Raw genomic sequence first — 15637 nt, forward strand, 5'->3', positions numbered from 1 at the left:
AGAATCTTGGAGGTAGAGCACTGATTGGACTAGGGGCCCTCATCGGGTTACCGAATTCAGTCAAACTCCGAATGCCAAAGATTTATCCATGGGAGTCAGACTGCGAGTGATAAGATCCGTAGTCAAGAGGGAAACAGCCCAGACCACCAGCTAAGGTCCCAAAGTATACGTTAAGTGGCAAAGGATGTGGAGTTGCTTAGACAACCAGGATGTTGGCTTAGAAGCAGCCACCATTTAAAGAGTGCGTAATAGCTCACTGGTCGAGTGACTCTGCGCCGAAAATGTAACGGGGCTAAACGTATCACCGAAGCTGTGGATTGATCTAACGATCAATGGTAGGAGAGCGTTCTAAGTGCAGCGAAGTCAGACCGTAAGGACTGGTGGAGCGCTTAGAAGTGAGAATGCCGGTATGAGTAGCGAAAGACAAGTGAGAATCTTGTCCACCGAATGCCTAAGGTTTCCTGAGGAAGGCTCGTCCGCTCAGGGTAAGTCGGGACCTAAGCCGAGGCTGAAAAGCGTAGGCGATGGACAACAGGTTGAAATTCCTGTACCACCTCCTCACCGTTTGAGCAATGGGGGGACGCAGAAGGATAGGGTAAGCGCGCTGTTGGATATGCGCGTCCAAGCAGTAAGGCTGGAAAGTAGGCAAATCCGCTTTCCATAAGGCTGAGCTGTGATGGCGAGGGAAATATAGTACCGAAGTTCCTGATTTCACACTGCCAAGAAAAGCCTCTAGCGAGGTGAGAGGTGCCCGTACCGCAAACCGACACAGGTAGGCGAGGAGAGAATCCTAAGGTGATCGAGAGAACTCTCGTTAAGGAACTCGGCAAAATGACCCCGTAACTTCGGGAGAAGGGGTGCTTTTTAGGGTGAATAGCCCAGAAAAGCCGCAGTGAATAGGCCCAGGCGACTGTTTAGCAAAAACACAGGTCTCTGCGAAACCGCAAGGTGAAGTATAGGGGCTGACACCTGCCCGGTGCTGGAAGGTTAAGAGGAGGGGTTATCGCAAGAGAAGCTCTGAATCGAAGCCCCAGTAAACGGCGGCCGTAACTATAACGGTCCTAAGGTAGCGAAATTCCTTGTCGGGTAAGTTCCGACCCGCACGAAAGGTGTAACGATCTGGGCACTGTCTCAACGAGAGACTCGGTGAAATTATAGTACCTGTGAAGATGCAGGTTACCCGCGACAGGACGGAAAGACCCCGTGGAGCTTTACTGCAGCCTGATATTGAATTTTGGTACAGCTTGTACAGGATAGGTAGGAGCCGTAGAAGCCGGAGCGCCAGCTTCGGTGGAGGCATCGGTGGGATACTACCCTGGCTGTATTGAAATTCTAACCCTCATGCGTGATCCGCATGGGAGACAGTGTCAGGTGGGCAGTTTGACTGGGGCGGTCGCCTCCTAAAATGTAACGGAGGCGCCCAAAGGTTCCCTCAGAATGGTTGGAAATCATTCGCAGAGTGTAAAGGCACAAGGGAGCTTGACTGCGAGACCTACAAGTCGAGCAGGGACGAAAGTCGGGCTTAGTGATCCGGTGGTTCCGCATGGAAGGGCCATCGCTCAACGGATAAAAGCTACCCCGGGGATAACAGGCTTATCTCCCCCAAGAGTCCACATCGACGGGGAGGTTTGGCACCTCGATGTCGGCTCATCGCATCCTGGGGCTGTAGTCGGTCCCAAGGGTTGGGCTGTTCGCCCATTAAAGCGGTACGCGAGCTGGGTTCAGAACGTCGTGAGACAGTTCGGTCCCTATCCGTCGTGGGCGTAGGAAATTTGAGAGGAGCTGTCCTTAGTACGAGAGGACCGGGATGGACACACCGCTGGTGTACCAGTTGTTCTGCCAAGGGCATCGCTGGGTAGCTATGTGTGGAAGGGATAAGTGCTGAAAGCATCTAAGCATGAAGCCCCCCTCAAGATGAGATTTCCCATAGCGCAAGCTAGTAAGAACCCTGAAAGATGATCAGGTTGATAGGTCAGAGGTGGAAGCGCGGTGACGTGTGGAGCTGACTGATACTAATCGTTCGAGGACTTAACCACTTATTCTTTACTTGAATGTCTTATCGTTATCTAGTTTTGAAGGAACAAAAATTTCCTCTTGATAATTTCTATAAAGATATTATAATAGAAATTGTCTTATTAAATAAGTCTAGTGACAATGGCGAAGAGGTCACACCCGTTCCCATGCCGAACACGGAAGTTAAGCTCTTCAGCGCCGATGGTAGTTGGGGGTTTCCCCCTGTGAGAGTAGGACGTTGCTAGGCTTGTATTTTAATAAATAGTATTTCCTAATATTCCACAGTAGCTCAGTGGTAGAGCTATCGGCTGTTAACCGATCGGTCGCAGGTTCGAGTCCTGCCTGTGGAGCCATTCTGGAGAGCTGTCCGAGTGGTCGAAGGAGCACGATTGGAAATCGTGTAGGCGGTTACCACTGTCTCAAGGGTTCGAATCCCTTGCTCTCCGCCACTATAACTTATATATTGGCCCCTTGGTCAAGCGGTTAAGACACCGCCCTTTCACGGCGGTAACACGGGTTCGAATCCCGTAGGGGTCACCATTAAACACATCTGGAGGATTAGCTCAGCTGGGAGAGCACCTGCCTTACAAGCAGGGGGTCGGCGGTTCGATCCCGTCATCCTCCACCAACGTTTTTTCGCAAAGCGAAAATAACGTTTCATATTTATTATCGCGGGGTGGAGCAGTCCGGTAGCTCGTCGGGCTCATAACCCGAAGGTCGCAGGTTCAAATCCTGTCCCCGCAACCAAGGTCCCGTGGTGTAGCGGTTAACATGCCTGCCTGTCACGCAGGAGATCGCCGGTTCGATCCCGGTCGGGACCGCCATATGTTGGCTCAGTAGCTCAGTTGGTAGAGCAAAGGACTGAAAATCCTTGTGTCGGCGGTTCGATTCCGTCCTGAGCCACCATTTTTTAATACAAATTAATAATTTGCCGGTGTAGCTCAGTTGGTAGAGCAACTGACTTGTAATCAGTAGGTCGAGGGTTCGACTCCTTTCGCCGGCACCATTCCTTTTTTTGTGGAGGGGTAGCGAAGTGGCTAAACGCGGCGGACTGTAAATCCGCTCCCTCCGGGTTCGGCGGTTCGAATCCGTCCCCCTCCACCATTTTTTTTAAAACTTAATAGGGGCATAGTTTAACGGTAGAACAGAGGTCTCCAAAACCTCCGGTGTGGGTTCGATTCCTACTGCCCCTGCCAAATTTTTTTGTCTATGGCGGTTGTGGCGAAGTGGTTAACGCACCTGATTGTGGTTCAGGCATTCGTGGGTTCGATTCCCATCAGTCGCCCCATTTTATTTTAAATAATATTTTATCAATAGAGCTTCTTCATTGGGCTATAGCCAAGCGGTAAGGCAACGGACTTTGACTCCGTCATGCGTTGGTTCGAATCCAGCTAGCCCAGCCATTTTGCGGAAGTAGTTCAGTGGTAGAACACCACCTTGCCAAGGTGGGGGTCGCGGGTTCGAATCCCGTCTTCCGCTCCAGACGGCGGCATAGCCAAGTGGTAAGGCAGAGGTCTGCAAAACCTTTATCCCCGGTTCAAATCCGGGTGTCGCCTCCAAAAAAGACCATCCTTTTTATCATGCCGGGGTGGCGGAACTGGCAGACGCACAGGACTTAAAATCCTGCGGTAGGTGACTACCGTACCGGTTCGATTCCGGTCCTCGGCATATTTTCAACTTAGACATACGAATAATGGCAATATTTTGCCGGTGTGGCGGAATTGGCAGACGCGCACGACTCAAAATCGTGTTCCTCTGGAGTGCCGGTTCGACCCCGGCCACCGGTATTACTAGATAGCTAAAAACGCTGATAAATCAAGCTTCACACTTAATTGTGTGAGGTTTTTTTATGTTCTCATTTAACTATAACTGTTAGCTCAAATAATCAATGCATTCTACTCACATTCACTTTAAACCATCAATTACAATTTGGAAGAAACCTTTTATAAATTGTAACGTATAAGCTATTAGGACACTTATTTACATATTTTCTATCGAGTTTCTCGTTATTTTTTGAAATAGAGGTGACATTTAGTGAATGTTTTACGAATTAGTAAAAAGTTGTTAATGTTAATAATGCTACTGGTTGTAGCTGGATGTGCAAATGAAGAGAAGGTATTTAAAGAGGAAGTAGTGGAAGAGAAGATTATTGTCGGTGAAAATACTGAATATGAGTTAAATGGTACTTTAACCCTACCGAAAGATAATCAAGAGGCGCTTCCAGCTGTTGTTTTGATACACGGTTCAGGTCCGAGTGATCAGGATGAAACAGCATTTGCATATAAGCCTTTTCGTGATATTGCCTGGGGCCTTGCTCAACAGGGTATTGCTGTTATTCGTTATGATAAAAGGACGTATGCTCATGGTAATAAAATGGCACAGCAAATTAGTGAGATAACTGTATATGAGGAGACAGTCGAAGATGCAATTCGCGCAGCACAACTACTAAAAAAAGATAATCGTATAGATGAAAATAAGGTGTTTGTAGTCGGACATAGCCTTGGTGGAATGCTGGCTCCTCGAATAGATATGCAGGGTGGAAATTTTGCAGGTATTATTATGCTAGGTAGTTCTCCAAGACCATTATGGGAAATTGCCTATGACCAGAATATTGCTGCACTAAAGAAGCAGGAAATGCGTGAGTCTAGTAGAAAACAACAAGATAGGCTAATAGAGATAGAATTGGAAAAAGCACTTCTTTTACAAGAAATGACGGATAGCGAGGCAAATAGAACCACTGTATTTGGGATAGGTGGATATTACTTAAAGGAAATGGAGCAATTTAGTGCAAAATCTATAATCTTACAAGCAGAGAAGCCAATATTGATTATGCAAGGTGAAGACGACTTCCAAGTTTACTATGAGAAGGACTTTAAACTGTGGCAAGAATTATTAGAGGAACATAAGAATGTAACTCTAGTAAGCTATCCAAAGCTAAATCACTTTTTTGTTCAATATGAGGGACAAGAAAAAGGAACAATTGATGAGTATATGGTACCAGGCAACGTAGATCTAAATGTAATTAAGGATATTGGTGATTGGATATTAAAACAAAAATAAAGTTAAGGTGCAAACCAGCATCTTTTGTGGATAGACTTAAGACCGACTTAATAAAGTTGGTCTTTTTCCTGCTGTTTATAGTTTTATTTAATAATGATTTTCAGTATTTTCTCTACAACTAAATAGTTTATTCTACATAAAAGACCATATGACTAGAACCTGAAATATAATATTTAGAATTTTTTATATTTTCATATTGTTTTGTTATTTGTATTCGTTTATAATTTAAAAAAAGCTAACACTTCAAAATGAAATAAGAAATAAAGTGTAAACTTCTAAATATATATTGTACCCTGTGTGATATTGAATCCAAATTGGGGGTGTAGATAAGGAAAATGAATCAAATGAAAGCGATTACATATAAACGGATAGATCAGTTGGAGGATATTAATAAAGTAGTTGCGCTCCAAGTTGATATTTGGAGTCAAGATGTTGTTTCTCCTCAACCTCAATTAGTAGCTTCTATTAATCATGGCGGGTTAGTAATTGGAGCCTTTGCTGGAGAGCAATTAGTAGGATTTTGTTACGGATTTGCAGGCTTTAATGATGGAGAGGCCTATTTAGTTTCTCATATGACAGGTATTTTACCAGAATACCAGAATAGAGGAATTGGCTACGAACTTAAGATTAAGCAAAGAGAATGGGCAATAAATACAGGATATAAAAAAATTGTCTGGACGTATGACCCATTAGAAATAAGGAATGGCTATTTTAATCTCTGTAAGCTAGGAGCCTATTCTAAACGATATATTCCTTCTTACTATGGAGAAATGAAGGATAAATTGAACAAAGGACTTCCCACAGACCGATTGTTAATAGAATGGGATATTTGTTCAAAGCGTGTAGAAAACGCGATTTTTACCTCAGGAAGCAACCACACAAATAATGAATACCAATTACTTCTTAATTGGGAACATGGAATTGAATTTCCAACCCCACTACCCCTAGAGCATAATTTTGATTTGAGTCAAAACGGATACCGTGTTCCAGTACCTTCTAACATTCAATTCATTAAACAACACAATTCAGATGTCGCATTTGCCTGGAGATATGCAGTAAGAACTTCACTAAGTAATGCATTATCATGTGGCTATATCATCAAAAGAGTGCAAAAAGAGCAAGATGCAGATATTCATTTTTACGTAGTAGAAAATACATTAACGGAGGGATGACGTGATACATGCTATAAAAGATTGGGTGATGAAAAACGAGGAATCGATTAAATCAACTTATCATCATCTACATACGAATGCAGAAATAAGTTGGAAGGAAGTTGAGACTACTAAGTTTCTATGTTCGAAACTAGAACAACTAGGCATAACTTATAAAACTTTTAATAACCATACAGGAGTTGTTGGTTACTGGGGAAACAAAGAAGATGGACCAAAAATCGGAATCAGATCAGACATTGATGCTTTGTGGCAGCTTGTTGATGGAGAATGGAAGGCCAACCACTCTTGTGGACATGATGGACATATGACAATGGTTCTTCATGCTATCACATGTCTAAAGGAAATTGGCTTTGAACCAAAGGGCTTGATCAAGATTATCTTTCAACCAGCAGAAGAGTCTGGAAATGGAGCTAAAGCGATTATTGAAACAGGAGTAGTGGCAGGTCTTGATTACCTTATGGGTATTCATGTTCGTCCAATTCAGGAGATGCCATTTGGTGTAGCATCACCTGCTATCTATCATGGAGCAACGACTCTTTTAAAGGGTGAAGTTAAAGGTATACAGGCACATGGGTCGAGGCCTAACCTGGGCATTAATGTTGCTGATTCAATTGCGGCAATCATTCAAGCTGTAAATTCTATTAAAATTGACCCAACAGTTTCAGCATCAGCAAAGGTAACAATGGTCAAGGCAGGTGGAAATAACCTTAATATCATCCCAGATTTTGCGGAATTTGGTATTGATGTAAGAGCAGAGAATAATACTGTAATGACTGATTTACTTGAAAAAGTTCGTCACGCTACGATTACAGCAGGGTTAATCAACTATGCTAAAGTAAATCTTGAACCTCAAGCCTCGATGGTGGCTGCAGAACCAAGTCCTGAGATTGAGGAAGTGGTAAAAGAAGCAATAGTTGAAGCAATAGGGGAAGAAGGACTTGTACCAGCACCAGTTACACCAGGTGGAGAAGACTTTCATTTTTACAAACAGACGTATCCGAACTTACAGGCTACAATGGTAGGCTTAGGGACTGGACTATCACCAGGATTACATCATCCAAATATGAGCTTTAATCTGAATGCTCTCTTAAATGGAGTTAAAATTTTAAGCCTTTCACTTGTGAAGGTAATGGAGCAGAAAGAATAGTATTCGCAAAAGAAACAATTCCACTTCCTCACAGAAAGGATTCGTTAAATGGAACAATATAAAGATCGAATTAGAAAAAAATATAACGAGTTTACGAAACGACAAAAAGTAGTCGCAAAATACTTTATTGACTTTCCAAAAGAAGTTGCCTTTCAAACGGCAAAACAAATAGGGCAAGCATGTGGGGCGAGTGAAACAACCGTCATTCGCCTATGCTATATCCTAGAATACTCTGGATTCAGTGAACTGCAAAAGGAAATTCAATCAAGCTTACTAGAAGATACTTCATCAACGAACCCCATCGAGAATTTCCGAGAAATGTCCCACACTTTAAAGGATACAAACCTAATTCAATATGTAATAGAACAAGATAATGCCTATGTGAAAGCTACATTAGAGGATATTGATTTTAAGCAATATCAAATGGCCGTTGAAAAATTAATAAATGCCGACAATCGCATTGTGCTTGGGTTTCGTTCCTCTTATGGTCCAGCGAGTTGGTTTATGTTTGCTCTAAACATTGTTGTTGGAAATACGACACAGTACCGAGGAGAAATTGAGGATTCAAACTATTTGTTATCTAGGGTGAGTAAGGACACTGTAGTAGTTGCAATTTCCTTCCCCAGATACGTTCGGGAGACGCTTTCTTTTGTAAAGGCAGCAAAGGAGAAAGGCGCTTGTATTATTGCGATAACGGATGACAGACTATCCCCAATTGGACAATATGCTGATATTTTATTTAGAGTTATTGCACCAACGCCTATTCCGTTAAAAGGAATCACACCTACATTTTCTCTTTTAAACTTGCTAGTAACAAGTATTGCTGCATCTGATAACCCTATCGTTCATAAACACATGGCTGGCTATGACCAACATAGTAGTGAAAATTATGTATTTGCAATAAAAGGTACAAAAGATGTTGAGGTCAATCTTACTGAAGATGAGGTGAGTTCGTGAGTGTGCTACATAACAAATTAGTAATAGATGGCCATTTTGATCTATTAATGGATGTCCAAATCCAAAGAGAAAGAGGTAGAACAAAGGTAATTGAGACAGACTATTACCCACGTTTCATTGAAGGTGGTGTGAATGTCATTGTCGCGGCTTTATTTGTAGATAGTGGTTATTTACCAGAAATGGGGCTACGAAAAGCATTAAGTCAAATTAGTGCACTATATGAAGAAGTGAACGAATCACCTGATAAGTTAATGATTTGCTTTAATGGTGAAGACATGAATAAAGCGAAGCAATCCAACAAAATTGGCTTTCTCCTTTCGATAGAAGGAGCAGAACCCATCGGGACAGACCTTAGCTTGTTACGTGTTTTTTATGAGTTAGGAGTTCGAAATCTAGGATTAGTTTGGAGTCGACGAAACGCAGTAGCCGATGGCAGCTTCTTTCAGCCAACTAAGGAAGGGAAAAAAGGAGGGATTAGTAGCTTTGGTGTGAAGGTAATAGCGGAAGCCGAAAAACTAGGAATGACCATTGATGTTTCTCATTTAAATGATGAAGGGTTTTGGGATGTGATTGAAATGGCGACTAAGCCAGTTATCGCTTCTCATTCTAATGCTCGGTCACTCTGCTCTACGATGCGCAATTTAACCGATGAGCAAATAAAGGCAATAGCAAAGACGAATGGCGTGATTGGTGTGAATGCGGCCAGCATGCTCGTCGGGGATGAGGATAAAGATTCAACTTTGGAACAATTGATGAACCATCTTGATCATCTTGTAAAGGTGGCAGGTGTTGAACATGTGGCGCTAGGGCTTGACCTTTGTGAGGATTTTATGAAATATGTCTCTCCTGATGATTTAGCAAGTTTACCAAGGAAACCATTTGATATTGTTAAAGGTCATCAATCTATACCTCAGCTGTATGATGGCCTTGTGAATAGGGGGTATTCCCAAGTTGAACTTGAAGCCATATTAGGAGGAAATATTCAAAGAATCTTTATGAAGTAAGTTAGCTTTATTACTACAAGATAGAAGGAGGAGATAACATGACCCAAAAGACAATCTCCATTCGTGAAATAACTCTTCACCGTATGGTTATGCGTCTAAAGGATCCATTTACGACAAGCTTTGGAACCTTCAGTGATAAGGAGTTTTTCGTGGTTGAAATGGAGGATGAAACTGGTGCGATTGGATTTGGAGAGTCAGCTGCTTTTTCAAGCCCTTGGTACAGTGAGGAGACAGTTGAGACAAACAAGCATGTGATGGAGCAATTTTTGATTCCATTATTACTTGAATCACCAATCAACCATCCTGATGAAGTGTCGAAACGGTTCGAATTCATACGTAGAAACAATATGGCAAAGTCAGCATTAGAGGGTGCAGTTTGGGATTTATATGCTAAACGAAATGGTAACCCGTTATACAAAGAACTAGGTGGGACAAAGCAACAAATTGAGGTTGGAATCAGTATTGGGATTCAACCAACAGCAAAGGATCTTGTTTCAGTAGTCGAAGGTTATGTAAATGAAGGTTATAAACGAATGAAAGTTAAAATAAAGCCTGGTGCAGATTATGAAATGCTTAAGGAAGTAAGAAGACATTTTCCGAGTATCTTGCTAATGGCTGATGCTAACTCAGCTTACACATTAGATGATATTGACACTCTAAAAAAACTGGATGACTTAGACTTGATGATGATTGAACAGCCACTTGCACACGATGATATTATCGATCATGCAAAATTGCAATCAGAACTGGCTACTCCCATTTGCTTAGATGAAAGCATACATTCTTTCGAGGATGCTAGAAAAGCAATTGAGTTAGGTAGTTGTAAAATCATTAACATAAAAATTGGCCGTGTAGGTGGAATAACGGAATCTAAGAAAATCCATGATTATTGTGCACAGCAAGGAATTCCGGTCTGGTGTGGAGGAATGCTAGAAGCAGGTATTGGTCGCGCCCATAATGTTGCGATAACAACGCTGCCTCAGTTTGTAATACCGGGTGATACCGCAGGATCTTCTAGGTATTGGGAAAATGACATTATTGATCCTGAGGTAATAGTAGAAAATGGTGTGATTCATGTGCCTAATAAACCAGGTATTGGCTATGAAGTAAACCGAAAAGTACTTGAACATTACCGAGTAAGCAAGACGGTATTTTCAAATAAAAACATATTGGCCTGAATAGCAGGAAAAAGTTCACTTATTGCTTCAACGCTCTATCAATAAGGTTTTTAAAATAATGGTTGTAACTTGTACAAGACATACAAGTTTATAATAAAAAAATTAGGGAAAAGGGAGATGTTTTTAAATGACACAAAAAACAGTAACTCGAGAATTTGAACAATATTGCCAAGAGATTTGTGAGAAGTTTGATGTACCAGGCTTTTCAATTGGATTAGCAAAAGATGGTCAATTATTCTATGATAAAGGTTTTGGTTACCGCGATGTCGAAAACAAACTCCCATTGACAGCTGATACCGTTTTTGGAATCGGTTCAGTAACAAAAGCATTTACATGTGTAGCGATTATGCAGCTACACGAAACAGGAAAATTAAACGTACAAGATCCAGTTGTCAAATACTTACCAGAATTTAAAACCCCTAATGAAGAATACACAAAACAAATGACGATTCACCATTTCATGACACATTCAGCGGGGTTACCACCCTTACCGACTCTATATAAGGCGTTAAGTAAGAGTATTGCAAATGATCCGAAGTTTGAGGATGAAGGTCAAACGGAAGGTGATATAGGTACGGTTGAGAAAGCTGCATCAGAGCAGCAAAATGAAAGTGTTGATACGTTTGAGGAGTTAATGGCAGATATTGCAACTCAAGAATTTACGTTATTGGGAGCACCAGGAACAGAATTTAGCTATTCGAATGATAGCTATTCACTTTTAGGTGCAATTATTGAGAGAGTTAGTGGAATTACCTATGAACAGTATATGAAAGACTATATTTTGGATCCAGCTGGAATGAAAAATAGTGTATTCCATCTAGAAGAGTTAGTTGACCATGATGATGTATCATCACTCTACAACTCTCGTAAAAAAGACGGTGAAACGATTATCTTTGAATCGAATAACCCTTGGGATGCGCCATCCATGCGTGCAGCAGGATTTTTAAAATCAACTGTAAATGACATGCTTAAATATGCAGAAATCTATCGTAATAAAGGAAGAGTTGGAAATGCTCAAATTTTAACACCAGAGAGTGTTGAATTAATCACAACACCATTTATTGAGTGCGATAAAGGTCGTTACTATGGGTATGGTGTGATGGTTACGCCTGATTACTACGGATACAAGCTTGTTGAACATGGTGGCTCTCTTAAAGGAGTGGCAGCACAATTGAATATCCTTCCTGAACTAGGATTATCTGGAGTTTCTTTTGCAAATCTAGCAGGAGTACCGTCTACGAAACTACTAGAAACAGCATTTGCCGATCAGTTAGGAAAATCAGTCACTGACTCGTATTTATCTTACGAAGTAATAGACATTTCAGAAGCTGAGTTAAAGCAATATGAAGGAGAATATGCTTCAGGAGAGGGAACGAAATATGAGGTTGTTGTTGAAGACGGTAAACTCCAACTTAAAGCGGAAGGGCTAGAACTTTCACATATAAAGCCAATTGGCAATGATACATTTATGGTTGGGTTCAGAGAATCAGAGCTTTCCCTTCGTTTTGTAAAGGACGATAACAACCAAGTTGTCCGCGCTGCATTTGGATTTAGGCAAGTACCTAAAGTAAAATAGGAGGAACTAAAATGGCGATTAAAGCGATGAGTAAATCAATTTGGTTTTTTATGATGCTGGTTCTATCCTTGTTTATTATTGTTGGATGCAGTACTAACTCTACTTCTACACCCAGTGAAAATTCAGATAATTCATCAGATTCTGACAATACTAAACCTGAAGTAAGTTCTGAACCTCAGTCTGGTGGCACAATTACGATCGGTTCCATGGAAGAGCCTGATACGTTAGACGTTCATAAGACAGCGATGGCGGTTGCCAGTGCTATTACTCATCATCTTGGCGGAACACTGCTTGGGGTAAATCCAGAAACAAATGAATTAGAAGGAAATCTAGCAGAAAGTTATCAGGTTTCTGAAGATGGTAAAACAATTACATTAAAAATTCGCCAAGGAGTAACTTTCACAGATGGGACTCCTTTAACGGCTCAAGTGTTTAAAGACACGTATGACCGAATTTTAAATCCTGATACTGGTGCAACAGTAGCTGCAAGCCTTGTACCTGGCATTCAGTCAACATCTGCACCGGATGATCAAACATTTATAATTGAGCTTGCGGCTCCATCAGCACCGTTTTTACGAAATTTATCAAGTCGAGGCTACCTGCAGCCATTATCTATGGCAGCCATTGAAAAACACGGTGATAATTATGGTAGAAACCCAGTTGGTGCTGGACCATTTATTTTCAAAGAATGGGTAACAGGACAATCCATCACATTAGAAAGAAATGATGACTTTAACTGGCCACAAGCTTCTTTAGAAAACCAAGGGAAAGCATATCCTGATCAGCTTGTTTATAAATTTATTCAAGATCAGCAAACAATGCTTGCTGCACTTGATAGTGGTTCTATTGATGTTGCAATGAATGTTGCGCCAAAGGATGTTCAAAGATATCGTAATAACCCTGATTTCTATATTTTAGAAGCTGAACGCCAAGGTCTAGGTTTATTTTTAGAGATGAATCTTGAAAATGAAGTGCTTTCAGATCTAAATGTTAGAAAGGCAATCAATATGGCAGTCAATAAAGAAGCCATCATTAAGGCTGTCCTAAATGGTGAAGGTACACCTGCATATGGTCCCATTCCAGCAACTATTTTTGGTTATGATCCAAATGTGGAAAAATATGGTCATAAATTGAACCCTGATGAAGCAACAAATCTTTTAGAACAATCTGGTTATAGTACAAATGGTGATGGGGTTATGGAGAAAGATGGGGAGGAACTTACATTTGAACTGTTAGTCATGGCTCAGCATAATCAAGCAGCTCAGATGGTTCAAGGGATGCTTAAAGATATCGGAATCAAAGTAAATATCCAATCCATGGAAGCTGGAACGTTAATTGAAAAAGTATCACAGGGAGATTATGATATGTCATTCCTTGCCTACTCATACGGTGATCCTGACATCTTAACATTGTTATTCCATTCGAGTCAGATTGGTGGATTAAACCACGTTCGAGTAAAAAATAAAGAGTTAGACGATTATTTAGATATGGGTAGAACAACCATTGACCCAGAGGAAAGAAGAAAAGTGTATGCCCGTGTTCAAGAGATTGTTGTTGAAAACGCATATTGGGTACCAATTTACGCCGAGAAAGTTTTTTATGTTGTAAATAGTAGAGTGCAAGATGTGAAAATGAATAACGTTTATATTGAATTCCACGATAGCTGGGTGAAGCAGTAATGAAGCAGTTCATTATTAATCGGGTTTTATCCGGTATTCTAGTCATCTTTGGCATTTCCATCTTTTCATTCTTGTTAATTCATTTTATTCCGGGTGATCCTATTAAGATTATGCTTGGAATAAATGCAACACCTGAACAGGTTGCAAAATTAAATAACCACTTGGGGCTAGATAAGCCCCTTGTGGTTCAATACGGGCAATACATCACCAATGCACTTCAAGGAGATTTTGGAACGTCTCTAAAAACAGGTAGGCCTGTCTTGACCGAAATCATAGACCGTTTTCCTGAAACAGTGAAATTAGCAGTTTTTGGTTTGTTTGTTGCAGTAGTCATTGGGATAACTCTAGGAATATTAGCTGCTAGATTTAAAGATTCATTCATTGATAAACTTTGTACTGTTTTTGCTACTTTAGGTATATCGATTCCAAGCTTTTGGTTAGCAATTTTATTAGTGTTAGTGTTTTCAGTCAAACTTGGTTGGTTTCCGATTGCAAATGGTACAGGTTTACGAGACCTTATTCTACCGTCAATTACTCTCGGTGTCGTTGCATCAACAATGATTATGAGGCTGACTAGGAATGGTATGGTTGAAGTTCTATCAAATGAATACATTCGAACGGCAAGAGCAAAAGGACTTGATGATCGTCTTATTTTATTTCGACATGCGCTTCGAAATGTATTAATCCCTGTTGTAACAGTTGTCGGATTGCAGATGGCAGCTTTACTCGGCGGGACAGTTATTATTGAGCAAGTATTTAACTGGCCAGGTCTTGGTACTTTAGCACTTGGTGCAATCATGTCGAGAGACTTTCCTCTAATTCAAGGGATTGTTTTATTTATGGGTGTTGTGTATGTCAGTATGAATATTTTAGTAGATGTATTATACAGTATCATTGATCCTCGAGTGGAAATTGGGACAAAGGAGGCGTGATGAATGGCAAAAGTAAAACTAGAAACCTTCAAACCAATCCAAGCACGAATTACACATAAGTATCCAATAAAAATTAAGTCGGATACATTAAAAAAGTTAGCCAAAGATAAACGAGCATTTGTTTGCATTATCTTTCTATTCATCGTTGTCCTTATTGGAATATTCGCCCCAATACTCGCACCATTTGACCCAGAGAAGCAGTTTTATGAATCGATTTTACAAGCGCCGAATAAAGAGCATTTATTAGGAACAGATGCGATTGGAAGGGATGTTCTTTCACGTCTCATCTATGGTGTTCGTGTTACGATAAGCGTTTCCTTGTTAGCTGTATCAATAACGTTTTTCATTGGTACATTTCTAGGATTAGTAAGTGCCTATGTTGGAGGTTGGGTAGATAATGTGTTAATGCGAATTATGGATATTTTGCTAGCTTTACCAAGTATCATTTTAGCGTTAGCGATTGTTGCTATATTAGGACCAAGCCTAACAAATGCAATGATAGCAGTCGGTGTGGCATCAATACCGGGTTTTTCTAGATTGATAAGAGGAACAGCGCTATCAATAAAATCGTCTGAATTTGTGGAAGCTAGTCGTTCAATTGGCAGTTCACATAGTTGGATTTTACGAAGGCAGTTTCTACCTAACGTAGCGGGTGTACTGTTAGTGTATACAACACTTTTTATCGGAGTTGCGATTTTAGATACGGCAGCACTTAGCTTCATCGGTTTAGGTGCACAACCTCCAACTCCAGAATGGGGTACCATGCTTGCTGAAGGAAAAAACTATATGTATGATGCTTGGTGGTTGGCTACTTTTCCTGGTATAGCCATCACAATGGTAGTCTTTGCAGTCAATTTTTTAGGAGATGCATTGCGAGATATTTTTGACCCGAAATCATCACGATAAATGATCAGACATA

10 protein-coding genes, 16 tRNA genes and 2 rRNA genes are annotated in these 15637 nt (G+C 40.9%); all 28 read left to right on the plus strand.

Annotated features, from left to right (window positions below):
• Positions 1–2036: ribosomal RNA gene (locus tag J2Z26_RS00005) — 23S ribosomal RNA — on the plus strand; the annotation flags it as partial.
• 108 nt (positions 2037–2144) lie between these two features.
• A 5S ribosomal RNA gene (gene rrf, locus J2Z26_RS00010) occupies positions 2145–2260 on the plus strand.
• A 31-nt stretch (positions 2261–2291) separates the two neighbouring features.
• A tRNA-Asn gene (locus tag J2Z26_RS00015) sits at positions 2292–2366 on the plus strand.
• A gap of 4 nt (positions 2367–2370) precedes the next feature.
• Positions 2371–2462, plus strand: a tRNA-Ser gene (locus J2Z26_RS00020).
• Positions 2463–2478: 16 nt separating this feature from the next.
• Positions 2479–2553 (plus strand) — tRNA-Glu (locus J2Z26_RS00025).
• Between the two features lie 12 nt (positions 2554–2565).
• Positions 2566–2641: transfer RNA gene (locus tag J2Z26_RS00030), tRNA-Val, on the plus strand.
• 42 nt (positions 2642–2683) lie between these two features.
• A tRNA-Met gene (locus J2Z26_RS00035) sits at positions 2684–2760 on the plus strand.
• Position 2761: 1 nt separating this feature from the next.
• Positions 2762–2837 (plus strand) — tRNA-Asp (locus J2Z26_RS00040).
• Positions 2838–2843: 6 nt separating this feature from the next.
• Positions 2844–2919 (plus strand) — tRNA-Phe (locus tag J2Z26_RS00045).
• Between the two features lie 24 nt (positions 2920–2943).
• Positions 2944–3019, plus strand: a tRNA-Thr gene (locus tag J2Z26_RS00050).
• Positions 3020–3032: 13 nt separating this feature from the next.
• Positions 3033–3117 (plus strand) — tRNA-Tyr (locus J2Z26_RS00055).
• Positions 3118–3135: 18 nt separating this feature from the next.
• Positions 3136–3209: transfer RNA gene (locus tag J2Z26_RS00060), tRNA-Trp, on the plus strand.
• Between the two features lie 16 nt (positions 3210–3225).
• A tRNA-His gene (locus J2Z26_RS00065) sits at positions 3226–3301 on the plus strand.
• A 40-nt stretch (positions 3302–3341) separates the two neighbouring features.
• A tRNA-Gln gene (locus J2Z26_RS00070) sits at positions 3342–3416 on the plus strand.
• A gap of 4 nt (positions 3417–3420) precedes the next feature.
• Positions 3421–3495 (plus strand) — tRNA-Gly (locus J2Z26_RS00075).
• A gap of 3 nt (positions 3496–3498) precedes the next feature.
• Positions 3499–3572, plus strand: a tRNA-Cys gene (locus J2Z26_RS00080).
• A gap of 23 nt (positions 3573–3595) precedes the next feature.
• Positions 3596–3681: transfer RNA gene (locus J2Z26_RS00085), tRNA-Leu, on the plus strand.
• A 38-nt stretch (positions 3682–3719) separates the two neighbouring features.
• Positions 3720–3800 (plus strand) — tRNA-Leu (locus J2Z26_RS00090).
• A 247-nt stretch (positions 3801–4047) separates the two neighbouring features.
• Entirely contained in the window at positions 4048–5073 is a 1026-nt protein-coding gene (locus tag J2Z26_RS00095; protein WP_319638070.1) for an alpha/beta hydrolase family protein, read from the plus strand.
• A gap of 335 nt (positions 5074–5408) precedes the next feature.
• A complete protein-coding gene (locus J2Z26_RS00100) occupies positions 5409–6245 on the plus strand; it encodes a GNAT family N-acetyltransferase (RefSeq protein WP_193537704.1) in 837 nt (278 codons plus the stop codon).
• 1 nt (position 6246) lies between these two features.
• On the plus strand, positions 6247–7392 hold the full coding sequence (locus tag J2Z26_RS00105; RefSeq protein WP_193537702.1) for a M20 peptidase aminoacylase family protein: 1146 nt from the start codon (positions 6247–6249) through the stop codon (positions 7390–7392).
• Between the two features lie 48 nt (positions 7393–7440).
• On the plus strand, positions 7441–8349 hold the full coding sequence (locus J2Z26_RS00110) for a MurR/RpiR family transcriptional regulator (RefSeq protein ID WP_193537700.1): 909 nt from the start codon (positions 7441–7443) through the stop codon (positions 8347–8349).
• On the plus strand, positions 8346–9353 hold the full coding sequence (locus tag J2Z26_RS00115) for a dipeptidase (RefSeq protein ID WP_319638069.1): 1008 nt from the start codon (positions 8346–8348) through the stop codon (positions 9351–9353). Before J2Z26_RS00110 ends, J2Z26_RS00115 begins: the two co-directional genes overlap by 4 nt.
• A 38-nt stretch (positions 9354–9391) precedes the next feature.
• Positions 9392–10531, plus strand: coding sequence for an o-succinylbenzoate synthase (gene menC, locus J2Z26_RS00120; protein ID WP_193537698.1), 1140 nt, complete (start codon positions 9392–9394; stop codon positions 10529–10531).
• 127 nt (positions 10532–10658) lie between these two features.
• Positions 10659–12107: a serine hydrolase domain-containing protein gene (locus J2Z26_RS00125; RefSeq protein ID WP_193537695.1), complete on the plus strand. Its 1449-nt coding sequence runs from the start codon at positions 10659–10661 to the stop codon at positions 12105–12107.
• Positions 12108–12118: 11 nt separating this feature from the next.
• The gene (locus J2Z26_RS00130; RefSeq protein ID WP_193537694.1) at positions 12119–13786 is read left to right on the plus strand and encodes an ABC transporter substrate-binding protein; all 1668 of its coding nucleotides are present in this window, start codon (positions 12119–12121) and stop codon (positions 13784–13786) included.
• Positions 13786–14718 carry a nickel ABC transporter permease gene (gene nikB / locus J2Z26_RS00135; RefSeq protein ID WP_193537692.1) on the plus strand — a complete coding sequence of 311 codons (933 nt, stop codon included), beginning with the start codon at positions 13786–13788 and terminating at the stop codon, positions 14716–14718. The genes J2Z26_RS00130 and nikB overlap by 1 nt, the downstream gene beginning before the upstream one ends.
• A 3-nt stretch (positions 14719–14721) precedes the next feature.
• Positions 14722–15624, plus strand: a complete 903-nt coding sequence (locus J2Z26_RS00140; protein WP_193537690.1) for an ABC transporter permease — start codon at positions 14722–14724, stop codon at positions 15622–15624.
• The last annotated feature ends 13 nt before the right edge of the window (positions 15625–15637 follow it).

The organism is Cytobacillus luteolus (genome assembly GCF_017873715.1).
GTDB classification, from domain to species: Bacteria; Bacillota; Bacilli; order Bacillales; family Bacillaceae_L; genus Bacillus_BV; species Bacillus_BV luteola.